This is a genomic window from Synechococcus sp. CCY 9618 (genome assembly GCF_019038415.1).
Classification (GTDB): domain Bacteria; phylum Cyanobacteriota; class Cyanobacteriia; order PCC-6307; family Cyanobiaceae; genus Cyanobium.
This window is the reverse complement of the sequence record NZ_JAFKRG010000042.1, coordinates 1-24,451: the sequence shown is the minus strand read 5'-3', so window position 1 is coordinate 24,451 and position 24,451 is coordinate 1. Positions and strand designations below refer to the sequence as shown.

The window sequence follows — 24,451 nt, the reverse complement described above, 5'->3', positions numbered from 1 at the left end:
TGCGAATTTAGCCGAGGTGCCGACGACCACAAGCCCCCCTCCCTAACCTGTTGGTAAGTAGTTAGTGCAGCGAGCATTTCCATGGAGACGGACACCACCCATCCCGCCACTGAAAACGCGCCATCCAACGCGCCATCAACCACTCCGTCCTCCGGGTCGGGTGCCGCCATCGAATCCGGTGATGGACAGCAGGTGCAGAACCAGTTCCGCGACCGCTTCGAGAGCCTGCTGCCCACCATCCAGAAGGAATGGCCCGAGGTGGCCCGCCACACCCTGGAGGCCACACGGGGCAGCCTCGACCATGTGGTGGAGGTGATCAGCCGCCAGAGCGGTCTCACCACCTCCGGTGTGAAGCAGCAGCTGATGGATCTGGTCAACGTGACCGGCGAGCAGGCGGGCCATGTGGTCGACACGCTGCGGCCTCTGGAGGAGCAGCTGGAGCATCTGCTGGATGAGCTCAACTCCAGCCTGCGGCCCCGGATCGAGAAGCCGGTGCGGGAACGGCCGCTGATGGCCCTCGGCATCGCCGCCGGCGTGGGCCTGCTGGTGGGTCTGCTGCTGTCCCCCGGTCGGCGTTCGGCATGAACGGCAAGACCATGGGCCGGGTCACGGCCCTGATCAGCTCGGTGATGGATCTGCATGTGCGCATCGCCCTGCAGGAGGCCGACCGTGAGAAGCGGCGGCTGGTGGGGGGCGGTGTGATGCTGGGCATGGGCCTCACCCTGATGGCCCTGGCCCTGGTGGCCGCTGAGCTGATGCTGGTGCTGTGGATCAAGGGGGCCTTCCCCCTGAGCTGGCTGCAGGCCGCCGCCGCCGTGGCGGCCCTTGATCTGTTCCTGGCCGGCATCAGCCTGCGCATCGGCGGCCAGATGCTCAAGGGTCCCTACCTGCCGGAAACCACCGCCGGGCTGGTGCGCACCACCCGGGCCCTGACCGGCAAGTTCTGAGGGGCCCTCAGAAGGTCATCTTCAGCCGCAGGCTGCGCAGGGTTCCCCTGTCCTGGCCGGCCCGGTCGGCCACCTCCAGGGTCCAGGTGCCCGTTGGATCCCTGCCCTCGAGGCTGCCAAGGGCGGGCCGGTTGATGGCGTCGTAGGTGTCCTTGATGTTGTCGGTGCCGCCGCCGGCCCGGTCGTGCAGCACGATCGGGCCGGCTCCCATGGCCGCCGGTGGGAGCAGCGTGAGGATCAGATCGCCGATGTAGGTGTGGTCCAGATCCACCGCCACCGTGAGCGACGTCAGCGGCCCCTGGCCGGCCACCGGCAGCGAGAGGGTGGAGGTCTGGAAGTCGTTGATCGGCACGTCCTGCACCACCTGGAAGATCACCGCCGCCTGCGGCTGGGGCGGCAGGGCCAGCTCCACCGCCCTGCGGGCATTGACCCGCCCGTAGCCGTAGAACGGGCTGCGCCCATCGGTGTCATAGCGGCCCCCTGCCGGATCGATCCGCACGCAGGACTGCCGCAGGATCTCCCGCACCTGGTCCCAGCGCAGATCCGGATTGCGGGCCAGGATCAGGGCCGCCACGCCCGCCACCCCGGGGCAGGCGCTGGAGGTGCCGCCGAAGGAACTGGTGTAGTGGCCCGCCGGATCGCCCTTGCGCAGCGTGCCCTGGTTGTACCCCTCCACGCCGGTGCGATCGGTGGTCCAGATGCCTGGGGTCAGCGACGGCCGGCCGTCGCTGCTTGGGAAGCTGCACCACACGGCCCGGCCGAAGTCGCTGTAGACGCTGCGCGTCGACTGGTCGTTGCAGGCGGCCACGGCGATCACTTTCGGGTAGCTGGCGTAGCCGTCATGGTCGACGCTCTCATTGCCGTTGCCTGCCGCGAACACGATCACGCATCCCTTGCCGCTGCGGCCCTGCTGGATGGCATGGTCCATCGCCAGCCGGGTGGAGTCCGGCAGGGGCACCACCTGGAGGTGCGTCGGATCGTTCGGGTCCCACCAGGCCCCGTCCGGTGGGCCCCAGCTGCAGGAAATCACGTCGGCCCCGTTGCGGGCCGCCCACACGAAGGCATCGGCCTCCGCCTGGGACCCCAGGCCGGAGGTCAGCCGGATCGGGATCAGCCTGGCGCCGGGGGCCACGCCGGCGGCGCCGAACCGGCCGTTGGCGCAGGCCACCCCCGCACAGGCCGTGCCGTGGTCGTCGCCCCGGCCCGGGCGGGGATCGCCGCTGCGCAGCGTCACATCCCGCGGGGCGACGATCTTGCCTGAGGAGCGGAATTCCTCATGGTCGATGTCGATGCCGTCATCCACCACCGCCACGATCGCCCCAGTGCCGTCGCTGAGCTGCCAGGCCGCCTCCACCTCGGCATGGGCATCCACCTGCCGGCCGTTCACCGTGGTGGCCCTGAGATGCCACTGGGGAGGGAAGGCCTGCCGGCGCTGACGGCTTCGGCTCACCAGTTCGGGGTGGCACAGCTCGACGATCTCTTCCGCCAGCAGGCTGCTGGCGATGGCGAAGACGGCCAGACCGCTGTCGCCCGGGGCCGCCACGAACCAGGCATGGCGGGCGTAGTCGAGGGCCCGCTTCGGGGTGAGCCCATGGCGGCGCAGCAGGCTCTGGCAGGCCTCGGCATCCGCGTCGTCCTGGAACTTGATGAACAGGTTCTCCGTGTAGACCACCGGCCGGGCAAAGGCATCCACCAGCACCCGCCCGGCAAAGGCCACTGCCTGTTCAGCCTTCAGCAGGCGGCGGGCGGTGTCGCGCAGGCCGCCATCGGCCTGGCCGGTTTTCGTGCTCAGCAGCTCGACGCCCGCCTCCCGGAACCGGGTGATGGTCTCGAACTGGCTCAGCACCCGGCGGGCCTCGGCGCTCAGCGGCGACACTTCAAACGGGCGCTCCGGCATCACCGCCTGGCGGCTGCGGGTGCGGACGACGAGGTGATTGGCGCTGATCTCCAGCTCAAGGGGCTGTCCGTTTTTCCCGCCGTAGCAAACCTGGACCATGGGAAGGGCTCCTGGGGAAGGTCAGGGAGAGAATGGAGATTCAGCGAAGCTGCAGCGGAATGGCGTAGGCGGAGATCAGATTTCTGGAGCCATTCTCCCTTCTCAGCGCTGCTCTTTACGGCGAAGCCGCCATGTCTTGAACAGGTGTCATGGGGGGAAACACTTCATTCTTCTTCAAGGGTGCCCCGCTGATGGATGAGTTACCTGTACAGCTTGTGGCCGGATGTTCCGTTGTTCGCTGGAGGCACCGTGGCGCCCACGGATGATCCGCTTCCGGATGGCTTCCCCCCGCAGATCAGGGCGGGTGCCACGAAGGAGCTGGTGTATGTACGGCAGCCCGGCTATTTCGCCCTCCACGGTGAACCCCTGCCCACGACACGGGCGGTTGTGGTGTTCGAAGCCGAGGGGATCGCCATCCTGCGGGGCGCCCCCGCCGGCCCCCTGGCCCCCGGCCAGCAGGTCAGCCCCGTCTATGCCCCGAAGGACGGTGTTTCCCTGGCCTGCCCCACGGGGCGACTGTTCATCCGCTTCCGGGAGGGGGACACCGTCGAGGCGCACCGTGTCGAGCTGGCGCAGGCCGGCTTTCCCATGGCCGAGGGTCTGGAGCATGCGCCCCGGGCCGGCTGGCTGCGGGCCCGGTCCGGCAGCATCGGCGATGCCCTGGCCGGCGTTTCCAGGCTGGAAGCGATGGCCGGTGTGGAGAGCGTCGAGGTGCAGCTGCTGATGCAGCGGGCCTACCGCTCGTTGTGAAGCACCACCCCCAGCTCCGCCAGGGCCGCCTCCTCCACCCACACCGACACCGAGCCACCCGGACAGCGCCATTCCGCCCAGCCGTCGCCGTTGGTGGTGATCGTCTGCCCCAGGTGGCCGGTCAGATCCCGGAAGCGGGTGTGGGGTTTGCCCACCTCCATCCACTTGCTGCCGGCGGCCCCATCGCTGAGCAGCACGGCCATGGCCCGGGGGTGGCCGGGGGTGCCCAGGCGGGTCCAGCCGATGGTGTTGACGTGGTCGATGTAGTCGTATTGCGGGCCGTAGGCGCAGTGGCCGCGGGCCATCAGGAAGCGATCGATCAGAAAGCGGTGGCTGGGCAGCCAGATCTCGTGGGTCTGGCCGTTCTTGGTGTCGCTGTAGTGGGCGCCGTAGTAATCGGCGTGGAAGATGCAGGGGTAGCCCTGATCCCGCAGCAGGATCACGGCATAGGCCAGGGGCTTGAACCAGGGCTCCACCACCGATTCCAGTGACTGCAGCGGCTGGGTGTCGTGGTTCTCCACCAGGGTCACCGCCAGCAGGGGCAACTCCTGCATCAGGGTGCCGTCCAGCAGGCGGCGCATGTCGTAGTGGCCGCCGCTGCGGCTGGCGAGGTGGAAGTTGCGGTGCAGGGGGGCATCGAAAAGGCTCATGTGGCCGCCGCTGTTGGCCACGTACCAGTGGAGGGTCTCCAGGTTGTAACTCCAGTACTCCCCCACCACGAACAGATCGCGGCCCTTATGGGTCTCCAGGTCGGTGATCCAGTCGAGGAAGAAGTCGCTGGAGATGTGCTTGATGGCATCGATCCGGAAGCCATCGGCGCCCACGTGCTCCAGGGTCCAGCGGCCCCAGTGCTTCAGCTCGCCGCGCACCTCCGGGTGGTTCACGTTCAGATCGCAGCCCATCAGGTAGTCGTAGTTGCCCTTCTCCAGATCCACGTTGCGCTCGAAGCTGGCCCCGTGGGTGCGCCAGACGGCATTGAAATCCGGATCGAGGCTGTTGTGATCGACGCCGTCGAAATGGTGCCAGTGCCACTGCATCGTCGAGTACTGGCCGCCCCGCTCGTCGAAGCGAAAGCTGGTCCAGGCGCGGATGGTGCGTTCGTCGCCCAGGGGGCGGTTGCGGTCGGCGGGGTCGCAGGGGGTGGCGAGGTAGTCCTCCTGCTCATCGCCGAACAATTTGTGGTTGAACACCACATCGGCGTACACCTGCATCCCGGCGGCCTGGCAGGCGCCCACGGCCTGCAGATACTCCGCCTTGGTGCCGTACTTGGTTCGCACCGTGCCCTTCTGGTCGAATTCACCCAGATCGAAAAGGTCGTAGGTGCCATAGCCCACGTCCCAGACGCTGCCGCCCTTGCCCGCCGGCGGCAGCCACAGGGCCGTGATGCCCGCCTGGGCCAGGGCCGGCGCTTCATCCTGCAACCGCCGCCAGTGGCCGCCGTCGGCGGGGCTGTACCAGTGAAACCACTGCATCAGCGTGCCGTTGAATTCCGTTGGTGCGGCCAGCTTGCGGGCGGCCAGGGCGGGCTCATGGCTGGCCAGCCACGCCCGCAGCAGGGCCACCGTCGCCGTGCCGGTGGCCTGGGCCGGATCCATCTCCGTTTCCAGGACGCGGCGTTTGAGTTCTTCGAAGATGGCGGTCATGACGGCTGGTCCGCGCGAAGTCCGGAAGTCCACCGGTAGCAGGGAATCGGCCGCAGGGTTGGTATCCCCAAACCACTCCTGCCAGAAGCCAAGGCCGCAGGGCTCTCTTCCAGGGGCCCGGGTGAAGTCAGAGTTGTCACCGTCATCAGAAACGGGGCTCGGCAGGGTCCGTTCAGATGGAGCGGCGGATCCAGTGATCTGGCTGAACATGCTGCGCAGGACCCGGTGGCGGGGGACCTGGAAGTCACGACAGGCCGCGAAGGCTTGTTCGGCCCCTGGCGAGGGGTGGAGACCTCGGATGTTTCCACCAGGCTGATGCGTTGCCTGAGCTTGGCCGTATGGGCGGCGGCACTGGTGGCGAACAGCTGTGGCATTCGCCCGCGCCAGTGCGCGGAAAGACATAACGATGGATGACCACCGCCACCACCGGGGCCTGCATGGTGCATTGAAATGCTGAGGAATGCTTGGCCAGGGGGGCCATGAGCAGCTGGCATGGACCTGTCTCAATGGTTGTCACGCCCTGCCAAGCCCCCCTTCAAGCGGGCCTCTGGCGTTCATGCTCCTCTCAATTCCAATCCCGGTGCCTCCAGCGCATGTGGTCCGCGCGTGCCCGTACCCACCGCTTGTCGCGAATTGCCTGGTCAGACCTGTAGAGCCACGGGTCCATTTTGCCTTGAATCAGCGCCAGTCCACCCAGCGCGTGGATGCTGGAAGATCAACCCCAGCCCTGTACCGTCAATGAAGATCGCATCAGAAAGCTGGATGGCGAGGCCCAAGGATGCGAGCCACTGCTGGTGATTCCTCCAAAGCCTTGTTGGCTGGTGAGAGGTTGTGGGTGGAGAAGCTCATTTCCAGCGACCGTCCGTCCTTCAGTCTGACGGTGCAGCGCCCGCGGGACTCCTTCTTGAGTGGGATGGGCGAGCAGTTTCCCTTGGTTATCTCTCCCTTGCTTCGAGTGAAGAAGTAATCCGGTTTCGCCTGGTTCTTGGCTATGCTTTCGCTGGATCTGATCACAACCAAATCCACCCTCGGTCTGGTTGATGTAGCCTCTTTGATCAACAACTGCCATTGGCCGAGTTTGCCATGCATGTGCAGGTTGACAGAGTCGGGATTGTCAGCGGCAACCGATACGGCTCCCGCGTCGCAGCTGCTTGCACCGTATTGGTCAAGTGCCATCCGGCAGGCTGTGGGCGTGAACGCATAGAAATGGGCGTTGACGAATTTTGTGTCTGCCCGTGCGGCTGTCGATGGGGCCATCAACAGGCTCAACGAAATCACCGGTATCCAGTGCTTGAAGCCTCTCTGATCGTTGCTTTTCAGATAGGGATGTCGCACAAGAAATCGCTGATGCATGGAGAAGGCGTACGGCCGGCCGCAGGTGAACAAGAACAAACGTATTGCTGTGAGGCTGGCTCCGCTGTTCGTGCTGAACAGGCCTCTGGCCCCGGCGGAATGGCTGCGTGGCTCCCCCCAGGCGGTATCCCTTGAGGCCTCGCTCATGCTGCCCTTGTGGATCGGCTTTGCCGCCTTTCCTGCTCTGGCTGCCGGTGCCACTCAGGAATCGGTCGGCCTCCAACGGGCCCGTGCCTCGTCCCTCCCGGAGGTTCCGACTGGAGTCGCCGTGACCGGTCAGGGCTGTGAGACCTTCGGCCCGGAGACGCACTTCCGCTGTCATGTCGGATGGAACGATCCGGGTGACTGATCCAGATCGCGGCAGCCAATCCAGGCAAGCGATGCCATCGGACCGAACCCCTTTCCTGTCCCGCTGCCTGCCTCACCAGTGCACTCCCCTCCCAGCACGAGTGCGCTGACCGATCCATTCCCGCGCCCTGGGTTCACGGGCTGGATTCACTGCCCTTCGTCAGCGGCAGCCGCAGCACTCCGCATCACCACTCAGCAGGAATGATGCACGTCTGCATGGTCCGATGAACAAGGGCGCTCAGGTCAAACCGATCGGCAGTTCCGGCTGTACTAATGGATACAAACCCCTGGGAGACCTCCCATGACTTCACGCCTCAAAGCCGCCCTTGCGATCCCCTTCATGATCGGCCTTGCCGCGGCTCCAGCACTGGCTGGCAGTGCCACGAATGAAGCGGTCAATGAACAGCTGGCCCTGGAACGCACACTCTCGGACGTTCCGGATAGTGCCGTGGTCACCCGTAAGGACTGCACGTCCTTCGGCCCCGAGACGCACTTCCGGTGCCACGTCGAGTGGAGCGATCCCACCAACTGATTCCCGACCAGCTCAGGCATGTTCGCCCTGGCTCCGGCCGGGGCATTTTCCTGGGAGCGACGACCGGTCTCAGCGGATCTCATAGCGGAGCCAGCGGCAGTCGATGCCGCCGTTGCTCACCGGCACCCGGCGGCTGGCCTTCATGCGCAGGGCCCCGGTGAGGGCGGGGTTGCCGCTCAGCAGCCACAGGGTCCAGCCGCCGCAGCGCTCCTTCAGCATCCGGCCCAGATCGGCGTAGAGGGCCTCGAGGTCGTCGCCGGCGCCGAGCCGGTCGCCATAGGGCGGGTTGCACACCAGGATGCCCGGCCCGGGTGGGGGCTGGAAATCGCGGCAGTCCCCCCCCTGCAGCGAGATCCAGCTGTCCACGCCGGCGGCGGACGCGTTGCTGCGGGCCATGGCCAGCACGGCCGGATCCCGCTCCATCCCCACGATCGCCGCCAGGGGGGCGCCGTCCGGCAGGGTGCTGCGTGCCAGGGCGGCGGCGGCGGCCCGCTCCTGCTTCCACTGGGCGGCATCGAAATCGGGCCAACGCTGCAGGCTGAAGTCCCGCTCCAGGCCGGGGGCCCGGCCCAGGGCCCTGCAGGCGGCCTCGATCAGCAGGGTGCCGGAGCCGCAGAGGGGATCGGCCAGCGGCACCCGCCCGTCCCAGCCGGTGTGGGCGATCAGGCCGGCGGCCAGGTTCTCCTTGAGCGGGGCCAGACCCATGGCGGCCCGGTAGCCGCGGCGGTGCAGGCTGGCGCCGCCCCCATCCAGGCTCAGCACCGCCTCGGGGCCGGCGCCACCGGGCCTCCCCGGGCTGAGGTGCAGGTGCAGCACCACGTCGGCATCGTCCAGATCCACCGAGGAGCGGGCGCCCCAGAGGTGCCGCTGCAGGTCCACCAGGGCGTTCTTCACCTGCAGGGCGCTGTAGTGGCTGTGGTTGAGACCGGGCAGGCTGCCGCTGGCCTCCACCCGGAAGCTCAGCTCCGGCGGCAGCCAGTGTTCCCAGTCGGCGGCCCGCTGCACGCCGTCGTAGAGCTCCTCGCGGCCGCGGCAGGGAAAGCGGGCCAGCTGCCGCAGGAAGCGGAAGTGCAGTCGCGCCTGCAGATGCAGCCGGTAGAAGGTGGCCGCATCGGCCCGCAGGGCCACGGCGCGCCGGAGGGGCCGCACCTCGCCGGCCCCGAGGGCCGCCAGCTCGGCAGCCGCAGGCTCCTCCAGGCCCGGGGGCACCACGGCGATGACATCGAAGGAGGAAGGGCTGGCCATCAGCCCATGCTGCTGGGTGGCGAGGCTCGGTTCGGCCATGCCCCCCTGCGGAGTTCGGTCCGGCGGCGGCAGAGAGGTGGGATGATGAACAGGTCCGTCTTAGGGCGGACTAGGTGATCCACACCAGTGTTTCGGACAGCGGTTCGATTCCGCTCAGCTCCATTCCCCCCGACCACCGGCCTCCCGCCGGATCGGTTTCCCGGGGCTGCAATGGTTTCGACGGGGCATGAGGAGGGTGACTGAAGCCTGCTCGGTGAGAGCAAACCCGTAACAGCGAACAACATCGTTCGTTTCTCCCGTCAAGCCGCCCCTGTGGCTGCCTGACACTCTTAACGGAGACGGGGTGAGGTCAGCCTTGTCACCCAAATGACCCATGGGGCCTGGAAGGGCCCTTCTCCATTGCAGCTTCCCACCGGGATGACGCAGGAACGCCTGCCGTGAGGAAGGCACCGTCACACCCGGAGAGGACGGGTGATGAGCGTCGGGACAAATTCTGTAGAGAACCCTGAGAGGTGCTTCTCACGACCCTCGGCCAGGTCGCCTTGCACAAGGCGATCTCCATCAGCTCACAGGCCTCCGGTGGTGGGCCTGTTGTCATCACTACCGTCTCCATCGCGTGGTCAGGTCGGGCCACTGAGGTCTTGTGCACCGGGACCGGAGCCACCTCTTCCCCTGCCACGGTCAGCACATCCGCCCTGGCCTGCTTCTACGACCATCCGTCGGTGTGGCCGGCCCTGTGCCGTGGCTCTGGCCGCGGCCGAAGTCCTTCAGGCTAATTCTCTCGCAGCTTCAGAATTGCTCCGATTTGATCAGCAGTCGGAGAAATGTCTTGGTGATATCGAATGACTCATCGAATTTCACTCCGGAGTAATGGGCTCCTCTCAGCTGATTGACCCAGATCAGTTCGCCGCTGGTTTCGATGACCTCGACGTCGCCGGGATCGCGAATGCGGATCTGGGATGGAAAACCGATGGGTACCTTCTGGAAACTGCGAATGCAGGCTCCGGAATGGCTGACATCCCAGATGTGACCTGGATAGCAATGGTCCGGATAATAGACTTCGACTTTGATGAGGATTTGAAAAAAAGGCGCTGAAAATCTGGGTTCGCGTCGAGGAATTCGTGATTCCTGCATGTCCCTTGAGCGGGAAGATTGACTCCAGGAAGGTTCCAGTGTTCTGGGGAAGTAGTTCCCGGACTCTACCAAAATCGGCCGGGTCGTCCAGAAACCGTTCCGCACGCTTCTTGCGTCGTGCAGCCGCTTGCCATGGGGTCGATCACAGGGGTTGATGCCAGCCGGCTGGGCATCAGGGGCTGACGCTGGTGGACGTGGGGGAGAAGCCGCTCCAGCGCTTCAGTGCATCGAGGCTCTGAACCCCTTCCAGTCGCCGCTCTCCCAGCACCCAGGTTGGATAGGCGGCGATGCCGGCCGCCTGGCAGCGTTCCCGCCCCTGGTCGGTCTTGTCGCATTCCACGTAGGGCAGACGATCACCGGCCTGCTGACCGAAGAGGTTCTTCTGGCGAAAGCAGGCCGGACACCACCAGGCGCCGTAGAAGAGGGCACCGATACGTCGCAGGTGTTCGGTCAGCTGGATCTGATCCTGGCCGGACGGAGCCAGGGCTTCCCCGAGGGTGGCGGTGGTGGAACCGCCGGGAGGTGAGGCCTGGGCCGGTGCCGCCAGGGTCAGCGCCCCACCGAGCAGGGCGGGCACCCCGGCCGCGATCAGGAGCCGGCGCAGTCCCGAGGGGCCGACGGCCGGCGGTGTGGGCAGAGACGACGGGGGCATCGACAGGCGGGCAACGATTGAAATGTAGGCCGGCCCGAGCGGCTCGTACGGGCTTCCGCCCTGCCCGCCACTGTGAATTCCGCATCGGGGCTGGGACAATTCCCTGGACATGTGGGAAGGCTGCCCTGGCGAGATGAGCGTGACGAAATGAGCGTGAACGGCTATCGCGATTATTTCAAGGTCCTCGGTGTCGAGCGGGGCACCGACGCTGAAGGGATCAAGCGCGCCTTCCGCAAGCTGGCCCGTCAGCACCACCCGGATGTGAACCCCGGCGATGCTTCCGCCGAGGCCCGCTTCAAGGAGGTCAGCGAGGCCTACGAGGTCCTTTCCGATCCCGAGAAGCGCCGTCGCTACGAGCAGTTCGGCCAGTACTGGAACCAGGCCGGTGGCGGGGGCGCTCCCGGTGTTGACGTCGATTTCGGCCGCTACGGCAACTTCGACGACTTCATCAACGACCTGCTGGGCCGTTTCGGCGGTGGCGCCGCCGCCGGGGCTCCCGGTGGCTTCGGTTTCGGCAGCGGCTTTCCCGGTGGCTTCTCCTCCGGCTTCGCCGGAACGCCGGGAGCCCGGCCCGCAACGGTGGATCTGGATGCCGAAGCCACCATCAGCCTGCCGGTGGCCGATGCCTTCCGGGGCTGTGAGCGCACCCTGGCGGTCAACGAGGAGCGGGTGCAGGTGCGCATTCCTGCCGGGGTGAAGGACGGCAGCCGCCTGCGGCTCAAGGGCAAGGGCAACCTCCAGCCCGGCACCGGCCGCCGCGGCGATCTCTATCTGACCCTCAAGCTCCAGCCCCATCCGGTCTGGCGCCTCGATGGCGACCAGCTGCGGGCCGAACTCCCCCTCAGCCTCGACGAGCTCGCCCTCGGCGGTGAGGTGCGGGTGGCCACCCCCGATGGCGAGGCCACCATCCAGGTGCCCCCCGGCATGACCCTCGGCCGCAGCCTGCGGCTCAAGGGCAAGGGCTGGCCGGTGAAGGAGGGAAGGGGGGATCTGCTGTTCACACCCACCCTCAAACTGCCCGAGAGCCTCAGCCCTCAGGAGCGGGCCCTGCTGGAGCAGTTGCGTCAGATCCGCAGCGTCGATCCCCGCCAGGAGTGGATCAGCGCCGCCACCCTCTGAGCCCGCCCCTGCGGCCTTCAGGCGCCGGAAGGGCTTTCCGTAGGATCCGCCCAGTCAGATCGGGTCCATGGAGCTCACCTATCGCCCCCGCCGGCTGCGTCGCACGCCGGCCCTGCGGGCCATGGTGCGGGAATTCCAGCTCAGCGCCGCCGACTTCATCTATCCCCTGTTCGTCCACGAAGGGGCCTCCAACGAGCCGATCGGGGCCATGCCCGGCGCCCAGCGCTGGAGCCTGGAGGGCCTGGTGGCGGAGGTGGGCCGCGCCTGGGACCTGGGCATCCGCTGTGTGGTGCTGTTCCCCAAGGTGGCCGACGGCCTCAAGACCGAGGACGGCAGCGAGTGCTTCAACGAGGGCGGCCTGATTCCCCGGGCGATCCGCCGCCTCAAACAGGAGCACCCGGAGATGGCAATCATGACCGACGTCGCCCTCGATCCCTATTCCTGCGACGGCCACGACGGCATCGTCAGCGAGGAGGGTGTGGTGCTCAACGATGAGACCGTGAGCCTGCTCTGCCGTCAGGCGGTGGCCCAGGCCCGGGCCGGTGCCGATCTGATCGGCCCCAGCGACATGATGGACGGCCGGGTGGGCGCCATCCGCGAGGCCCTCGACGAGGAGGGTTTCGAGCATGTGGGGATCATCAGCTACACGGCCAAGTACGCCTCCGCCTACTACGGACCCTTCCGCGAGGCGCTCGATTCCGCCCCGCGGGCGGCGAGCAGCAAGCCCATCCCCAAGAACAAGAGCACCTATCAGATGGATCCGGCCAATGGCCGTGAAGCCCTCACCGAAGCCCTGCTCGACGAGCAGGAAGGGGCCGACATCCTGATGGTGAAGCCCGGCCTGGCCTACCTCGACGTGATCCATCGCCTGCGGGGCGAGAGCGAACTGCCCATCGCCGCCTACAACGTCAGTGGTGAGTACGCGATGGTGAAGGCCGCCGCCGAACGGGGATGGATCGACGAGCGGGCCGTGGTGCTGGAAACCCTCCTGTGCTTCAAGCGGGCCGGCGCCGATCTGATCCTCACCTACCACGCCTGTGATGCGGCCGCCTGGCTGCGCGACGGCTGAGCCGCACCGCTTGAATGGGGGCATCCGTAGTTGTTGCCCCTCCCCATGACGCGTCTCGGCCACGTGGCGGTGCGGGTCCAGGACATGGAGCGCGCCAAGCGTTTCTACGAGGGCCTGGGCCTGCGCCTCACCTGGGATGCCCACGACTGGGCCTACATGCAGTCCCCCGACAACGGCGACGGCATCGCCCTGCTCAGCCCCGCCTACCGGGCCGCAGGCCCCCATTTCGCCTTCCACTTCAGTGACCGCGCCGAGGTGGATGCGGTGCACGACCGGCTGGCGGCTCAGGGGCACCCGGTGGGGCCGGTCCACGACCACCGCGACGGCACCGCCTCCTTCTACCTCCAGGATCCTGAGGGCAACTGGCTGGAGGTGCTCTACGAGCCCGCCACCGGCATCCCTTCCAACGTGGGCGCCGCCGCCATCCCCGCTCCCGCCGCCAAGCAGGCTGGGTGAGCGACATCCGCCAGGACACGCTGGAGCTGCTGGAGTGGCCGCGGCTGGCCGAGCACCTGGCCGGCTTTGCCGCCACCGCCGCCGGCCGACGCCACTGCGCCGCCCTGGCCCTGCCGGACCTCCCGGCCGAAAGCCGCCGGCTGCTGCAGGAAACCACCGAACTGCTCGCCCTCGATGGACTCAGCGACGGCGGGCTGAGCCTGCAGGGGGCCGAGGACATCGCGGCCACCGTGGTCCTCTGCGCCAAGGGGGGCTGGTCCGGAGGGGAGGAGCTGCTGGCCGTGGCCTCCACCCTGGGCGCGGCGCGGCGGCTGCGGCGCCAGATCGAGGACCCCGAGCTGCGGCCGGTGACCAGTGCCCTGGTGGCCGAACTGCGCACCCTGCCGGAGCTGGAGCAGCGGCTCCTCTTCTGCCTCGAGGAGGGCGGCCGGGTGGCGGACCGGGCAAGCCCTCCGCTGGAGGGGGTGCGGCGCCAGCTGCAGGGTCTGCGGGCCGAGCGGCGGGAGCGGCTGCAGGAGCTGGTGCGTCGCTTCGCCCCCCTGCTCCAGGACACGGTGATCAGCGATCGCGCTGGCCGACCGGTGCTGGCGGTGAAGGCCGGCGCCGCCGGCCAGGTGGGCGGCCTGGTGCACGACAGCTCCGCCTCCGGTAGCACTGTCTTCGTTGAGCCCCAGGCGGTGATCCCCCTGGGCAATCGCATCCGTGCGGCGGAGGGGGAGGAGCGGGAGCTGGAGCGCCGGCTGCTGGGCGAGCTCAGTGGCCTGGTGGGGCAAGAGGCCGAGGCGCTGGCCCACCTCCAGCAGGTGCTGGTGCAGCTCGACGCCGGTCTGGCCAGGGCCCGCTACGGCCAGTGGCTGGGGGCCGTGCGTCCCGAACTGGCGGAGGCCGCCGATGCTCCCTTCGAACTGCGGGATCTGCGCCATCCCCTGCTGCTGTGGCAGGAACGGCGCGAGGAGGGCCACCCCGTGGTGCCGGTGACCATCACCGTCGGCCCCCAGCTGCGGGTGGTGGCGATCACCGGCCCCAACACCGGCGGCAAGACCGTCACCCTCAAGAGCCTGGGCCTGGCGGCCCTGATGGCCCGGGCCGGGCTGTTCCTGCCCTGCAGCGGTACCCCCCGGCTGCCCTGGTGTGGCCAGGTGCTGGCCGACATCGGCGATGAGCAGTCGCTGCAGCAGAACCTCTCCACCTTCAGCGGCCACATCCGCCGCATCGCCCGGATCCTGGAGGCTTTGGCCAAAGGGGAGGCGCTGCCGGAGGGGGCGGCCCCGGCGGCCCTGGTGCTGCTGGATGAGGTGGGAGCCGGCACCGACCCCACCGAGGGCAGCGCCCTGGCCGCCGCCCTGCTGCGCCATCTGGCCGATCGGGCCCGGCTCACCGTGGCCACCACCCACTTCGGCGAGCTGAAGGCGCTCAAGTACGCCGATGCCCGCTTCGAGAACGCCTCGGTGGCCTTCGATGTCGAGACCCTCTCCCCCACCTACCGGTTGCAGTGGGGCATCCCCGGCCGCAGCAGTGCCCTGGCGATCGCGTCGCGGCTCGGGCTCGATCCCGGCGTGCTGAAGGCGGCCGCCGACCAGCTGGAGCCCGGTGGGGCGGGGGATGTGAACCGGGTGATCGAGGGGCTGGAGCAGGAGCGTCAGCGCCAGCAGGAGGCGGCCGAAGCGGCGGCGGCGCTGCTGGCCCGCACCGAGCTGCTGCACGAGGAACTGCTGCAGCGCTGGTCGCAGCAGAAGGAGCAGTCCGCGGAGCTGCAGGAGCAGCGGCGTCAGCGACTGGAGGTGTCGATCCGCGAGGGGCAGGGGGAGGTGAGGCGTCTGATCCGCCGGCTGCGGGCGGTGGGGCGGGAGGCCCATGCCGGTGGCCGCAACGCGGGAGAGACGGCCCGGCAGGCGGGTCAGCGGTTACGTCGCCTGGAGCGGCAGCATCGGCCGGTGGCGGAGCGTCGCGACCATGGCGGCTGGCGCCCCGCGGTGGGTGACCGCATCCGCCTGCTGGCCCTGGGCAAGGCGGCCGAGGTGCTGGCCATCGCCGACGATGGCAGCGAACTCACGGTGCGCTGCGGCGTGCTGCGGCTCACCGTGGAGCTGGCGGCCATTGAGGGCCTGCACGGCGAGAAGCCGGCGCTGCCCGAACCGCCGCCCCAGGTGCGCATCCGCAGCCGTCGCTCCCCCGGCAGCCGAGGACCGGAGGTGCGCACCGAGGGCAACACGGTGGACGTGCGTGGCCTGCGGGTGCACGAGGCCGAGGCCGCGGTGGAAGAGCGCCTGCGGGGGGCCAACGGGCCGGTGTGGGTGATCCACGGCATCGGCACAGGCAAGCTCAAGCGGGGCCTGCGGGAGTGGCTCTCCGGCCTGGCCTGGGTGGAGCGGGTGAGCGATGCCGAGCAGGGGGACGGAGGTCCGGGCTGCAGCGTGATCTGGGTGAAGTGAGTGTGCGGGGGCTGGGATGGGTGCTTCAGAGGCTGATCGTCGGCAGCTGGGGCTCCGGCCGCGGCGACGCCGGCACCTCCGCCGGCAGCAGGGCCGCGCCGAGGCCGTCGAACAGGCGCCAGCCCGTGGGATCCACCTCCAGGTGCACCGTCTGGCCCGCACTCACGCTCTGGTCCGGCTCCGCCCGCAACAGCACCAGGTGGCTTCCCTCCAGCAGCCGGCAGGTGACCAGCTGCTCGTTGCCGAGGGCCTCGCAGTGGCTCACCTCAGCCGGCAGGTTGCGGTTGGTGGCGGGGGCCAGACGCAGGTGTTCGGGCCGCAGACCGCCGGTGATCCGGTGGCCCGTCCACTCTCCCAGCAGTTCAGCCATCGGCCCCTCCACCGGGAAACGCCGCCCCCCGAGCAGCAGCTGGCCCGCTCCGGCGACCTCCACCGGCAGCAGGTTCATCGCCGGGCTGCCGATGAACTGGGCCACGAACAGGTTGGCCGGCCACTGGTAGAGCTGCATCGGCGTGCCCAGCTGCTGCAGATGGCCCTCGTTGAGCACGGCGATGCGGTGACCCATGGTCATCGCTTCGACCTGGTCGTGGGTGACGTAGAGGGTGGTGGTGCCCAGGCGCCGCTGCAGTTCCACGATCTGGGTGCGGGTGCCGGTGCGCAGCTTGGCGTCGAGGTTGCTGAGCGGCTCATCCATCAGGAACACGGCCGGTTGACGGGCGATGGCCCGGCCCAGGGCCACCCGCTGCTTCTGGCCTCCCGAGAGTTCCTTCGGTCGGCGCTCCAGCAGCGGTTCCAGTTCCAGGGTGGTGGCCACCTCGGCGATGCGCTGCTCGATGCGCCGCTCCCGCTCGGAGTCGATGCGCAGGGCCGCCGGCAGACGGCGGCTGGCCCGGTGCAGGCCGTCCTGAAGCTGCTGGGGCAGGCTGCGGGGGCGGCTGCGCCGCAGGCCGAAGCCGATGTTGTCGGCCACGCTCAGGTGGGGGTAGAGCGCGTAGCTCTGGAACACCATCGCCACGTCGCGCTGGGCCGGCCGCAGGTGGCTGACGGGCCGATCGCCCACGTAGATCTCGCCGCTGGTGGTGGCCTCCAGGCCCGCCAGCAGCCGTAACAATGTGCTCTTGCCGCAGCCGGAGGGGCCCACCAGCACCAGGAATTCACCATCCTCGATGTGAAGATCGAGCTGCCGCAGCACCTGCACCGGGCTGCCGCCACGGCGGGGAGGGTAGGTCTTGCTGACCTGGTGGAAGCGGACGTCGGCCAATCCAGCGCTGCAACCGGAGGATCCTAGGGTTGACCTTCATCCGCGCCCCGGCCGACACCCCCCCTTGCAGTTCATCGATCAGGCCCGCATCGCCGTGCGCGCCGGCCGCGGCGGCGATGGGATCGTGGCCTTCCGTCGTGAGAAGTACGTCCCTGCCGGCGGTCCCTCCGGCGGCGACGGCGGCCGCGGCGGCGATGTGCTGCTGGTGGCCGACGCCAATCTCCAGACCCTGCTGGACTTCAAATACCGGCGCCTGTTCGCCGCCGACGACGGCCGTCGCGGCGGCCCGAACCGCTCCACAGGGGCCAGCGCCGACACGCTCACGATCCGGGTTCCCTGCGGCACGGAGGTGCGCGACCGCCGCACCGGCATCCTGCTGGGGGACCTCACCGCTCCCGGGGAGGAACTGCTCGTGGCGGCCGGCGGCCGGGGGGGGCTGGGCAATGCCCACTACCTGAGCAACCGCAACCGGGCCCCGGAGAAGTTCACCGAGGGCAAGGAGGGGGAGGAGTGGCTGCTGCAGATGGAGCTCAAGCTGCTGGCCGAGGTGGGCATCATTGGCCTGCCCAACGCGGGCAAGAGCACATTGATTGCCGTGCTCTCCGCCGCCCGTCCCAAGATCGCCGACTACCCCTTCACCACCCTGGTGCCCAATCTGGGGGTGGTGCGCAGGCCCAGTGGGGATGGCACCGTGTTCGCCGACATCCCCGGCCTGATAGCCGGAGCTGCCCGGGGCGCGGGCCTGGGCCATGAATTCCTGCGCCACATCGAACGGACAAGGCTGCTGCTCCACCTGGTGGATGCGGGCGCCGAGGACGTGGCTGGGGATCTGAAGGTGGTGGAGACCGAACTGTCCGCCTACGGCCACGGACTGGTGGAACGACCCCGTCTGGTGGTGCTCACCAAGAGGGAGCTGTGTGAGGAGGGCCGGCTGGAGAGCCTGGTCGCGCAGCTCGAAGAGCACACCGGCCAGAAGCCCTTGGTGATTTCTGCTGCTACCAACCGGGGTCTTGATGCCCTGCTGGCCGCCGTATGGCAGCAGCTGGGCATCGTCTGAACTGGAGTCAGAAGCACTGGGGACGGCTGGCCCTCAGTCGTCGTAGACCCTGCATTCGGGCGCCTCGGGGTTGAGGTCGCAGTACACCTCAAGAGGGCTGGGGTCGTGGCTGTCCTCGGGATGGTGCTCCTTGTACTCGTTGAGGGCCTTGAGCTCCTCCTCGAGATGGCGCACCTTGCCCAGGTTGCCGTCGGCCTTGGCCGACTCGATTTCAACCTTGTCCTTCTCGATGTGATCGTCGATCGTCTTCATGCAAAAACCGGCCGTGACCAACCGGAACTCACCGAAGACACCATACGGTCGTGGCCACGGAGGCGCTGCTTCCTGTGGGATCCCGCACATGGGCCGGCGCCGACCTGCTCCGCGGTAATTCTGCCGATCCGTGCTGCGTGCGCCACGGGTCCGTAGCTCAGCGCGGGATGGACAATTCCCCGGTTGGCCCATGACGCGCATCAGCAAGCGGCGGGAGCGGCACTTCATCGACGACCACGGATCGACGACCACGGTTACCTCTCGGAGCAGCGCCGCTGGCGCCCGGGACTGAGCTTCGAGCAGGTGCTCCTCTGGAAGCAGTGCGCTCCCAGCGCTCTGGTGAGCCAGCGCTTCGCCAGCCTCGACGAGGCCCTGCGGGCCTTCCAGAGCGATGCGGTGCAATGGTTCCAGGATCTCTACCTGCGCCGCATGGGCGACCAGTTGGCCGCCCATCGCTGTGTCGACGACTACAAACCCACGGCGATGCGTCAGGCCGGAGCCCGTGGGCCCGGTGTGCGGTCAGCCCCCTCGCGCCGCCGCAGCGACAGGCCTGCTGGAGGTGCCCCACCCCCACCGGCGGCGGCGCTCAGGCTCAGGCCGCCAGCTCGCTGAGCACCAGCCAGCGCTCCTCCGCGGCGGCGATCCGCTCCACCAGGGCCGCCAGTTCGCTGGTGAGGTCTTCGAGCCTGGCGTACGTGCCGCCGGAGGGGGCTGCCAGCTGCTGCTCCAGCTCCCGCCGCCGCTGCTCCAGGTCGGGCAGTTCCGCTTCGATGCGCTCCAGCTCGCGTCCTTCCTTGAAACTGCGCCGGCGGGGGCCGGCCGGCGCCTGCTTCCGGGCCGCGGCCGGCTCCAGGGTCGGGGCAGGCAGGGGGGCCGTCGCCTGGCGCTCCAGCCAGGTGCTGTAGTTGCCCTCGAAGCGCTCCAGCCGGCCCGCTTCGAAGTGAAACAGGCGGTCGACGGTCCGGTCCAGGAACCAGCGGTCGTGGGAGACCACCACCACACAGCCGCGGAAGTCGTCGAGAAACTCCTCCAGCACACCCAGGGTGTGCACGTCGAGGTCGTTGGTGGGCTCATCCAGCAGCAGCACGTTGGGGGCCTCGATCAGCAGCCGGCAGAGGTGCAGACGCCGCCGTTCGCCGCCGGAGAGCTTCGCCACCGGCTGGTGCTGCTGGGCCGGCGGAAACAGGAACCGCTCCAGCAGCTGGGAGGCCGTGAGCTCCACCCCATCCACCTGCACCCGGCTGGCGGCCTCCTGCACCACCTCGATCACCTTGCGTTTGCCATCCCGGGCCAGCAGCACGTCGCTGTGCTGGTCGAAGTAGGCCAGCTTCACCGTGGCTCCCAGCTCCAGCGCGCCGGCACTGGGGGGGCGCCGTCCGGCGATCACCTCCAGCAGGCTGGATTTTCCCGCCCCGTTGGGCCCGATGATTCCGACCCGGTCCTCGGGGCTGAAGTCGTAGCTGAAGTCGCGCAGCAGCCAGCGCTCGCCCACCGCCACCCCCAGCCCCTCGGCGGTGATCGCCCGCTTGCCGATGCGCCGGGCCGTGGCCGCCATGGTCAGGCTGGCGCGGCCCTGGCGGGCGGGGGCCTCCATCAGGGCGTCGATGCGCTGCAGCCGGGCCTTCTGCTTGGTGCTGCGGGCTTTCGGGCCCTGGCGCAGCCAGGCCAGCTCCCGCCGCAGGGTGCCCCGCAGCTTGGCGGCGCTGGAGGCCTCGGCCTCCTCCTCGGCCGCCTTGAGGGCCAGGTAGGTGCCGTAGTTGCCCTCGTAGGGGCGGGCCTCGCCCCGCTCCACCGCCACGATCCGGCGGGTGACCCGATCCAGCAGGTAGCGGTCGTGGGTGACCAGCACCAGGGCGCCGGGAAAGCGGTCCAGGTAGCTCTGCAGCCACTCCACCCCTTCGGCATCCAGGTGGTTGGTGGGCTCATCCAGGAGCAGCAGCTCCGGCTCGGCCACCAGGGCCGCCGCCAGGGCCACCCGGCGGCGGTTGCCGCCGGAGAGTTCGCCGATGGTCCGCTCCTGGTTGGCGGCGTCGATGCCCAGGCGCTCCAGCACCTCCCGGCAGCGTCGCTCCAGGTCCCAGGCCTGGCAGCCATCCATGCGGTGCTGCAGGTCGCTGAGCCGGGCCAGCAGCTGGCCATCCTCCGGCTGGGCGGCCAGCTGGTGGCTCACCCCGGCGAACGCCCGCAGCAGGGACATGGCCTCGCCGTCGCCGGCGAACACCTGCTCCAGCACGGTGAGATCCGGATCCAGCCGCGGTTCCTGGTCGAGCAGCACCACCCGGGTGCGGGCCGAGCAGCGGCGCTCGCCCCGATCCAGGGGTTCGAGGCCCGCCAGCACCCGTAACAATGTGCTCTTGCCGGCGCCGTTGGGGCCGATCAGCCCCAGCCGGTCCCGCTCGCCCACGTGCAGGTCGAGGTCGGCGAAGAGGCTGCGCAGGCCGAAGTCCTTGGCCGCTCCCACCAGGCTGATCAGGCTCATGGGGCCTCCACCGGCTGGCCCTGGCGCTGCCGCTCCAGATGGGCGAAGACGCTCTTGTCACCCACGTCCGCCGCCGCCGGCATCGGGAACTTGCGCAGGCAGAGCAGCAGCAGCAGCAGGGCTTCGGCGCTGAGCAGGCTGGCGGTGGCGGCCGGGCTCAGCAGGCCGGCGAGCCGCCCCAGCAGGGCCAGCGGCAGCAGCAGGGTGACGCCGATCGCCTCGGCCCGCTGGAAGCAGACGAACTCCTTGAAGCCGATGCCGGTCAGGGCGGCGAAGAAGGGACCCACCGCCAGGATCCAGAGGGGTTGGTCCACCAGGGTGGTGAGCATGGCGCCGGGCCCCACCTGCACCGCCAGGATCACACCGCCCAGGCAGCCCGCCAGCCAGAACAGCTGCAGGGCCCGGTGCAGGGGCCGCAGGTAGATGTGGATCCAGCGCAGGGCCAGGCCCAGCCCCGCCGCCATGACCAGCAGCCAGGGCCAGAGCAGCTGCGGACCGAGCTGGCGCCACTGCACCAGCAGGGCCAGCTGGGCCACGGCCACGGCGGTGAGGGCGAGCCGGTAGCCGAGCACCTCGCGGCGATCCAGCGCGGTGATCGTGAAGTGGCCGTACACCCCCTCGAAAACGGGGTCGGAGGGGGTGGCCAGGGTGCTGCTCATCGGGGGCGGCCGCCGGGGGCGGCAGGAAACGGGCCTGCCACCAGTGTGGCCAGGTCGGGTCCCGCCGGAACGATGCCGGAGGGGTGCAGGGGAAACAGGGCCCCGAAGTAATCGGCCCGCCAGGCGGCCGGGAAGCAGGTGGCCGCCACCCCCTCCAGGCCGTGGAAACGGCGCCGCCATTCCCACAGGTGGGGCAGCTGCCACAGGGGCGTCCGGCTGCAGCCGAACAGGGGGGCGTAGACCAGTTCCAGCCGTATGAGTGTGGGGAACAGCACCACATCCGCCAGGCTGGGCACCGGGCCGCCGCAGAGCCAGCCGGTTCCCTTCTGGTCGGCCAGGCTCGCCTCGACGGCATCCAGAGCGGCGAACAGGGCCGTCTCGGCCTCGTCATAGGCCGCCTGGGTGCGGGCGAAGCCGCAGCGATACACCCCGTCGTTGACGTCTCCCTGCAGCCTCTCCCGCCAGGCGGCGATGGCGGCCCTGTCGATGTCAGGGGCCAGGTCCGGCGCGTCGGCCGGTGCCGGCCAGCCATTGAGCAGCTCGATCAGGCGGGCGCTCTCGTTCACCAGGATCTTTCCCTGGCGCCGCGAATAGAGGGCCGGCACGGTGGCCCGGGCCCGGGGATCGGCCCCACTGCGCCGGTAGAGCTCGATCAGGGTGTCGCAGCCCTCAAACGGTTGACTGAAGCGCCAGCGGCCGGCGGCCGGGTCGGGCACCACCATCAGGGTCTCGATCGTCGGCGCCAGCCCCCGCAGGCTCCAGGTGAGCCAGGCCCGGTGGGCCCAGGGGCAGCTGCGGCCCACGATCAGCACATGCCCCCCCGGCTCGGCGGCGTCCTCGGGCAGGGGCGGCAGGGCGGTGAAGGCCGCGGCGGGGCGCCGGTAGCGGCCCTGCCGGTCGGCCGGACCGAGCCCGCCCATCAGCAGGCGCCACTGGCACTGCCAGAGCTGCCGGGCGGAGCGCACCAGGGGGGCTGGAGGGGCCATGGGAGTCAGCGTGTCCTGCCACGACTCTGCGCCAGGCTGGTGCCGGCGTGATCTGGCTGACGATGGCGGCGGGGCGGGTGATGGTGGTGGGCGGCACCCACGGCAACGAGCGCAACGCGCCCTGGTTGCTGGGGGCCTGGCAGCGACACCCCACACTGCTGCGCAGCAGCGGCCTCGCCCTGGAGCTGGTGCTGGGCAACCCCGAGGCCCACGCCGCCGGCCATCGCTATCTGGATCGGGATCTCAACCGCAGTTTCGTCCCGTCCCTGCTGGCCGCGGCGGAACCGGGCGACCGGGAGCTCCGGCGGGCCAGGGAGCTGCTGCATCGTCATGGTCCGGAGGGGACCGCCCCCTGCCTGGTGGCCCTTGACCTGCACAGCACCACGGCCGCCATGGGCAACAGCCTGGTGGTCTACGGCCGTCGGCCGGCGGATCTGGCGCTGGCGGCGGGGCTGCAGCAGCGCCTGGGTCTGCCGGTCTACCTGCATGAGCACGATGCGGCCCAGACCGGTTACCTGGTGGAGTCCTGGCCCTGTGGCCTGGTGCTGGAAGTCGGTCCGGTGCCCCAGGGCGTGATCAATGCCACCATCTGCCGCCAGACCCAGCTGGCCCTGGAGGCGGCCCTGGCGGTGCTGGCGGGGGCCCGGGCGGGCGAGCTGCAGCAGCCGCAGGAGCTGGTGGTGCATCGTCACCTGGGCAGCCTTGATCTGCCCCGTCATGGCGATGGCTCCCCGGCGGCGGTGGTGCATCCCCAGCGGCAGCATCGCGACTGGCATCGGATCGGCGCCGGCGAGCCCCTGTTCCTGACGGCGGAGGGTACGACGATCGGCTTTCATCCCGAGGGGGATCTGGCGGATCAACCGGTCTGGGCGGTGTTCATCAACGAAGCTGCGTACGGCGAGAAGGGCATCGCCCTGAGCCTCACCCGGCGCGAGGTCTGGCCGGTGCAGCCGGCGTGGGGTCGGGCCCTGCGGGACCTGGCCCGGGGGTTGCAGTCCGCCGGCTGAGCGCGGCTCAGGAACCCGCTGGGGTGGCGGATGAGCGGGGCGGGCCGTTGTAGAGGACCTCCACCACCTGGCGGCCGTCCGGAGAGATCAGGATCTCGGTTTCCAGCGTCGGCGGCTTGCCCTGCTGTTCGGCTCCCGGGGGACCGCCGTAGAAGCGGAACAGCAGGCCGTTCGGAGCGGACCCCACCAGGCAGGGGCCTCCGCTCAGCTGGTACATGCAGGCCGCGGCCCGGTAGACGCCCAGGCCGCCGTTGAGCGCCTCGGCCCGCATGCGGGCCAGGTTGGCGGCGCGGCCCCGTTGGTAGGCCTGCTCCTGGGTGATCTGGGCCTGGGCGGGAAGCGGGCCCGCCAGGGGCGCGGCCAGCAGCAGGGTGAGGCATCCGAGCAGGGGCCGGAATCGGGAGAGCGTCATGGTCATCCGCAGACGAGGGTGGTCTGTTCCTTGGTGCAGGGAAGATCGGTCTTGCTGCCGTCGGCCCAGTAGATCCGCAACCGGTCGTCTTCACTTTCGGTGCGGAGGGTCAGCGACTTGACCACACCTGCGGGGGGGTTGCCCGCCTTGTCCGCCGGATCGGGGCGCAGGTCAGGCTGGTTGAGGCGCTGCTCGAGCTGCTGCACTTTCAGCTCCAGTTGGTTGATGCGCTGGCGGTCGGCGTTCGGACGGTTCTGACAGCCGGCCAGCACCAGGGGCGCGATCAGGAGAGCGGGGATCAGCCGGCCCAGGCGGAAGCCGGCTGGCCGCCGGTGCTGGGGGTGGAGCGGCGAACGCAGGACCATCGGCGGCAGGCGGGATGACCGGGGGCAATTCACCTCCTAGCAGGGGCGAGGGGGGCAGGCCAGGGAAGTGCCTTGGCTTGTCTTCATGAAGTGGCGCTCATGTACCGCAACATTGTGTTACAGTGGCTGAAGGCGAACCATCGCCATTACTTACGCCCCAGACCACGCCCCGGCGTGACCAGCTGACGGCAACTTTCTCTGCACTCATGACCGCCACTCTCCAACAGCGCTCCGGCGCTTCGGTGTGGAACCAGTTCTGCGAGTGGGTCACCTCCACCAACAACCGTCTCTACGTCG

The 24,451-nt window shown here is 69.2% G+C and carries 25 protein-coding genes; 12 read left to right on the top strand and 13 right to left on the bottom strand.

What is annotated here, in order from left to right; translation table 11 throughout:
• Window positions 1–192 precede the first annotated feature (192 nt).
• Window positions 193–585 carry a hypothetical protein gene (locus KUG41_RS10175; protein WP_371734111.1) on the top strand — a complete coding sequence of 131 codons (393 nt, stop codon included), beginning with the start codon at window positions 193–195 and terminating at the stop codon, window positions 583–585.
• Entirely contained in the window at window positions 582–947 is a 366-nt protein-coding gene (locus tag KUG41_RS10170) for a phage holin family protein (RefSeq protein WP_216903809.1), read from the top strand. Before KUG41_RS10175 ends, KUG41_RS10170 begins: the two co-directional genes overlap by 4 nt.
• Before the next feature lie 7 nt (window positions 948–954).
• On the opposite strand, the gene KUG41_RS10165 is transcribed toward KUG41_RS10170, so the two are convergent.
• The gene (locus KUG41_RS10165; protein WP_216903807.1) at window positions 955–2,943 is read right to left on the bottom strand and encodes a S8 family serine peptidase; all 1,989 of its coding nucleotides are present in this window, start codon (window positions 2,941–2,943) and stop codon (window positions 955–957) included.
• A gap of 249 nt (window positions 2,944–3,192) precedes the next feature.
• Between KUG41_RS10165 and KUG41_RS10160 the strand changes: the two genes are divergently transcribed.
• The gene (locus KUG41_RS10160; RefSeq protein WP_216903805.1) at window positions 3,193–3,693 is read left to right on the top strand and encodes a hypothetical protein; all 501 of its coding nucleotides are present in this window, start codon (window positions 3,193–3,195) and stop codon (window positions 3,691–3,693) included.
• Here KUG41_RS10160 and KUG41_RS10155 read toward each other — a convergent pair.
• Both KUG41_RS10155 and KUG41_RS10150 read right to left on the bottom strand, forming a co-directional pair.
• The gene (locus KUG41_RS10155; protein WP_216903803.1) at window positions 3,678–5,336 is read right to left on the bottom strand and encodes an alpha-amylase; all 1,659 of its coding nucleotides are present in this window, start codon (window positions 5,334–5,336) and stop codon (window positions 3,678–3,680) included. The genes KUG41_RS10160 and KUG41_RS10155 overlap by 16 nt on opposite strands.
• A 750-nt stretch (window positions 5,337–6,086) precedes the next feature.
• Window positions 6,087–6,689 (bottom strand): hypothetical protein, encoded by a 603-nt coding sequence (locus KUG41_RS10150; protein WP_216903801.1) that lies wholly within the window; start codon window positions 6,687–6,689, stop codon window positions 6,087–6,089.
• Between KUG41_RS10150 and KUG41_RS10145 the strand changes: the two genes are divergently transcribed.
• Window positions 6,688–7,038: a hypothetical protein gene (locus KUG41_RS10145; protein WP_216903799.1), complete on the top strand. Its 351-nt coding sequence runs from the start codon at window positions 6,688–6,690 to the stop codon at window positions 7,036–7,038. The genes KUG41_RS10150 and KUG41_RS10145 overlap by 2 nt on opposite strands.
• Window positions 7,039–7,338: 300 nt before the next feature.
• Window positions 7,339–7,569 (top strand): hypothetical protein, encoded by a 231-nt coding sequence (locus KUG41_RS10140; protein WP_216903797.1) that lies wholly within the window; start codon window positions 7,339–7,341, stop codon window positions 7,567–7,569.
• Window positions 7,570–7,638: 69 nt separating this feature from the next.
• Here the strand turns inward: KUG41_RS10140 and KUG41_RS10135 are convergent, their stop codons facing one another.
• The 3 genes from KUG41_RS10135 to KUG41_RS10120 all read right to left on the bottom strand — a co-directional run bounded on the left by KUG41_RS10135 (window position 7,639) and on the right by KUG41_RS10120 (window position 10,600).
• On the bottom strand, window positions 7,639–8,814 hold the full coding sequence (locus tag KUG41_RS10135; protein WP_216903847.1) for a class I SAM-dependent RNA methyltransferase: 1,176 nt from the start codon (window positions 8,812–8,814) through the stop codon (window positions 7,639–7,641).
• Between the two features lie 789 nt (window positions 8,815–9,603).
• Entirely contained in the window at window positions 9,604–9,948 is a 345-nt protein-coding gene (locus KUG41_RS10125; RefSeq protein WP_216903795.1) for a PilZ domain-containing protein, read from the bottom strand.
• A 172-nt stretch (window positions 9,949–10,120) separates the two neighbouring features.
• On the bottom strand, window positions 10,121–10,600 hold the full coding sequence (locus KUG41_RS10120; RefSeq protein ID WP_216903793.1) for a hypothetical protein: 480 nt from the start codon (window positions 10,598–10,600) through the stop codon (window positions 10,121–10,123).
• 147 nt (window positions 10,601–10,747) lie between these two features.
• Here KUG41_RS10120 and KUG41_RS10115 point away from each other — a divergent pair, with 147 nt between their 5' ends.
• The 4 genes from KUG41_RS10115 to KUG41_RS10100 all read left to right on the top strand — a co-directional run bounded on the left by KUG41_RS10115 (window position 10,748) and on the right by KUG41_RS10100 (window position 15,676).
• Window positions 10,748–11,719, top strand: coding sequence for a DnaJ C-terminal domain-containing protein (locus tag KUG41_RS10115; protein WP_216903791.1), 972 nt, complete (start codon window positions 10,748–10,750; stop codon window positions 11,717–11,719).
• A gap of 67 nt (window positions 11,720–11,786) precedes the next feature.
• Window positions 11,787–12,788, top strand: coding sequence for a porphobilinogen synthase (hemB, locus tag KUG41_RS10110; RefSeq protein WP_216903789.1), 1,002 nt, complete (start codon window positions 11,787–11,789; stop codon window positions 12,786–12,788).
• A gap of 45 nt (window positions 12,789–12,833) precedes the next feature.
• The gene (locus KUG41_RS10105; RefSeq protein ID WP_216903787.1) at window positions 12,834–13,244 is read left to right on the top strand and encodes a VOC family protein; all 411 of its coding nucleotides are present in this window, start codon (window positions 12,834–12,836) and stop codon (window positions 13,242–13,244) included.
• Window positions 13,241–15,676, top strand: coding sequence for an endonuclease MutS2 (locus KUG41_RS10100; RefSeq protein WP_216903785.1), 2,436 nt, complete (start codon window positions 13,241–13,243; stop codon window positions 15,674–15,676). The genes KUG41_RS10105 and KUG41_RS10100 overlap by 4 nt, the downstream gene beginning before the upstream one ends.
• 25 nt (window positions 15,677–15,701) lie before the next feature.
• Here KUG41_RS10100 and KUG41_RS10095 read toward each other — a convergent pair whose 3' ends face one another.
• Window positions 15,702–16,937 (bottom strand): ABC transporter ATP-binding protein, encoded by a 1,236-nt coding sequence (locus tag KUG41_RS10095; protein WP_216903783.1) that lies wholly within the window; start codon window positions 16,935–16,937, stop codon window positions 15,702–15,704.
• A 64-nt stretch (window positions 16,938–17,001) separates the two neighbouring features.
• Here KUG41_RS10095 and cgtA point away from each other — a divergent pair, with 64 nt between their 5' ends.
• Window positions 17,002–17,994 (top strand): Obg family GTPase CgtA, encoded by a 993-nt coding sequence (cgtA, locus tag KUG41_RS10090; RefSeq protein WP_216903781.1) that lies wholly within the window; start codon window positions 17,002–17,004, stop codon window positions 17,992–17,994.
• 33 nt (window positions 17,995–18,027) lie between these two features.
• On the opposite strand, the gene KUG41_RS10085 is transcribed toward cgtA, so the two are convergent.
• On the bottom strand, window positions 18,028–18,246 hold the full coding sequence (locus KUG41_RS10085) for a Calvin cycle protein CP12 (RefSeq protein WP_094586564.1): 219 nt from the start codon (window positions 18,244–18,246) through the stop codon (window positions 18,028–18,030).
• 183 nt (window positions 18,247–18,429) lie between these two features.
• On the opposite strand from KUG41_RS10085, the gene KUG41_RS10080 reads away from it, so the two are divergent.
• Complete coding sequence (locus tag KUG41_RS10080; protein ID WP_216903779.1) at window positions 18,430–18,858, top strand: hypothetical protein; 429 nt, start codon at window positions 18,430–18,432, stop codon at window positions 18,856–18,858.
• Here KUG41_RS10080 and KUG41_RS10075 read toward each other — a convergent pair.
• From KUG41_RS10075 to KUG41_RS10065, 3 genes are read right to left on the bottom strand one after another with little or no spacing between them, the layout of a single operon-like run.
• On the bottom strand, window positions 18,839–20,725 hold the full coding sequence (locus tag KUG41_RS10075) for an ABC-F family ATP-binding cassette domain-containing protein (RefSeq protein ID WP_216903777.1): 1,887 nt from the start codon (window positions 20,723–20,725) through the stop codon (window positions 18,839–18,841). The two genes, KUG41_RS10080 and KUG41_RS10075, sit on opposite strands and share 20 nt — an antisense overlap.
• On the bottom strand, window positions 20,722–21,384 hold the full coding sequence (locus tag KUG41_RS10070) for a DUF2301 domain-containing membrane protein (RefSeq protein WP_216903775.1): 663 nt from the start codon (window positions 21,382–21,384) through the stop codon (window positions 20,722–20,724). The genes KUG41_RS10075 and KUG41_RS10070 overlap by 4 nt, the downstream gene beginning before the upstream one ends.
• Window positions 21,381–22,370 (bottom strand): glutathione S-transferase C-terminal domain-containing protein, encoded by a 990-nt coding sequence (locus KUG41_RS10065; protein ID WP_216903773.1) that lies wholly within the window; start codon window positions 22,368–22,370, stop codon window positions 21,381–21,383. The genes KUG41_RS10070 and KUG41_RS10065 overlap by 4 nt, the downstream gene beginning before the upstream one ends.
• 62 nt (window positions 22,371–22,432) lie before the next feature.
• On the opposite strand from KUG41_RS10065, the gene KUG41_RS10060 reads away from it, so the two are divergent.
• Complete coding sequence (locus tag KUG41_RS10060) at window positions 22,433–23,377, top strand: aspartoacylase (protein WP_216903845.1); 945 nt, start codon at window positions 22,433–22,435, stop codon at window positions 23,375–23,377.
• Between the two features lie 7 nt (window positions 23,378–23,384).
• On the opposite strand, the gene KUG41_RS10055 is transcribed toward KUG41_RS10060, so the two are convergent.
• Together KUG41_RS10055 and KUG41_RS10050 are read right to left on the bottom strand one after the other, a co-directional pair.
• Window positions 23,385–23,789: a hypothetical protein gene (locus tag KUG41_RS10055; RefSeq protein WP_216903771.1), complete on the bottom strand. Its 405-nt coding sequence runs from the start codon at window positions 23,787–23,789 to the stop codon at window positions 23,385–23,387.
• A gap of 2 nt (window positions 23,790–23,791) precedes the next feature.
• Window positions 23,792–24,154, bottom strand: a complete 363-nt coding sequence (locus KUG41_RS10050) for a hypothetical protein (protein ID WP_254217109.1) — start codon at window positions 24,152–24,154, stop codon at window positions 23,792–23,794.
• Window positions 24,155–24,451: the final 297 nt, after the last annotated feature.

What these genes read in the sequence shown, in the direction of transcription:
- KUG41_RS10165 (WP_216903807.1), bottom strand. Translation starts at nt 2,943, where the DNA reads ATGGTCCAGGTTTGCTACGGCGGGAAAAACGGACAGCCCCTTGAGCTG.
- KUG41_RS10075 (WP_216903777.1), bottom strand. Translation starts at nt 20,725, where the DNA reads ATGAGCCTGATCAGCCTGGTGGGAGCGGCCAAGGACTTCGGCCTGCGC.
- KUG41_RS10170 (WP_216903809.1), top strand. Translation starts at nt 582, where the DNA reads ATGAACGGCAAGACCATGGGCCGGGTCACGGCCCTGATCAGCTCGGTG.
- KUG41_RS10155 (WP_216903803.1), bottom strand. Translation starts at nt 5,336, where the DNA reads ATGACCGCCATCTTCGAAGAACTCAAACGCCGCGTCCTGGAAACGGAG.
- KUG41_RS10135 (WP_216903847.1), bottom strand. Translation starts at nt 8,814, where the DNA reads ATGGCCAGCCCTTCCTCCTTCGATGTCATCGCCGTGGTGCCCCCGGGC.
- KUG41_RS10150 (WP_216903801.1), bottom strand. Translation starts at nt 6,689, where the DNA reads ATGCATCAGCGATTTCTTGTGCGACATCCCTATCTGAAAAGCAACGAT.
- KUG41_RS10105 (WP_216903787.1), top strand. Translation starts at nt 12,834, where the DNA reads ATGACGCGTCTCGGCCACGTGGCGGTGCGGGTCCAGGACATGGAGCGC.
- KUG41_RS10070 (WP_216903775.1), bottom strand. Translation starts at nt 21,384, where the DNA reads ATGAGCAGCACCCTGGCCACCCCCTCCGACCCCGTTTTCGAGGGGGTG.
- KUG41_RS10085 (WP_094586564.1), bottom strand. Translation starts at nt 18,246, where the DNA reads ATGAAGACGATCGACGATCACATCGAGAAGGACAAGGTTGAAATCGAG.
- KUG41_RS10145 (WP_216903799.1), top strand. Translation starts at nt 6,688, where the DNA reads ATGGAGAAGGCGTACGGCCGGCCGCAGGTGAACAAGAACAAACGTATT.
- KUG41_RS10115 (WP_216903791.1), top strand. Translation starts at nt 10,748, where the DNA reads ATGAGCGTGAACGGCTATCGCGATTATTTCAAGGTCCTCGGTGTCGAG.
- KUG41_RS10060 (WP_216903845.1), top strand. Translation starts at nt 22,433, where the DNA reads ATGGCGGCGGGGCGGGTGATGGTGGTGGGCGGCACCCACGGCAACGAG.
- KUG41_RS10125 (WP_216903795.1), bottom strand. Translation starts at nt 9,948, where the DNA reads ATGCAGGAATCACGAATTCCTCGACGCGAACCCAGATTTTCAGCGCCT.
- hemB (WP_216903789.1), top strand. Translation starts at nt 11,787, where the DNA reads ATGGAGCTCACCTATCGCCCCCGCCGGCTGCGTCGCACGCCGGCCCTG.
- KUG41_RS10055 (WP_216903771.1), bottom strand. Translation starts at nt 23,789, where the DNA reads ATGACGCTCTCCCGATTCCGGCCCCTGCTCGGATGCCTCACCCTGCTG.
- KUG41_RS10140 (WP_216903797.1), top strand. Translation starts at nt 7,339, where the DNA reads ATGACTTCACGCCTCAAAGCCGCCCTTGCGATCCCCTTCATGATCGGC.
- KUG41_RS10065 (WP_216903773.1), bottom strand. Translation starts at nt 22,370, where the DNA reads ATGGCCCCTCCAGCCCCCCTGGTGCGCTCCGCCCGGCAGCTCTGGCAG.
- KUG41_RS10050 (WP_254217109.1), bottom strand. Translation starts at nt 24,154, where the DNA reads ATGGTCCTGCGTTCGCCGCTCCACCCCCAGCACCGGCGGCCAGCCGGC.
- KUG41_RS10120 (WP_216903793.1), bottom strand. Translation starts at nt 10,600, where the DNA reads ATGCCCCCGTCGTCTCTGCCCACACCGCCGGCCGTCGGCCCCTCGGGA.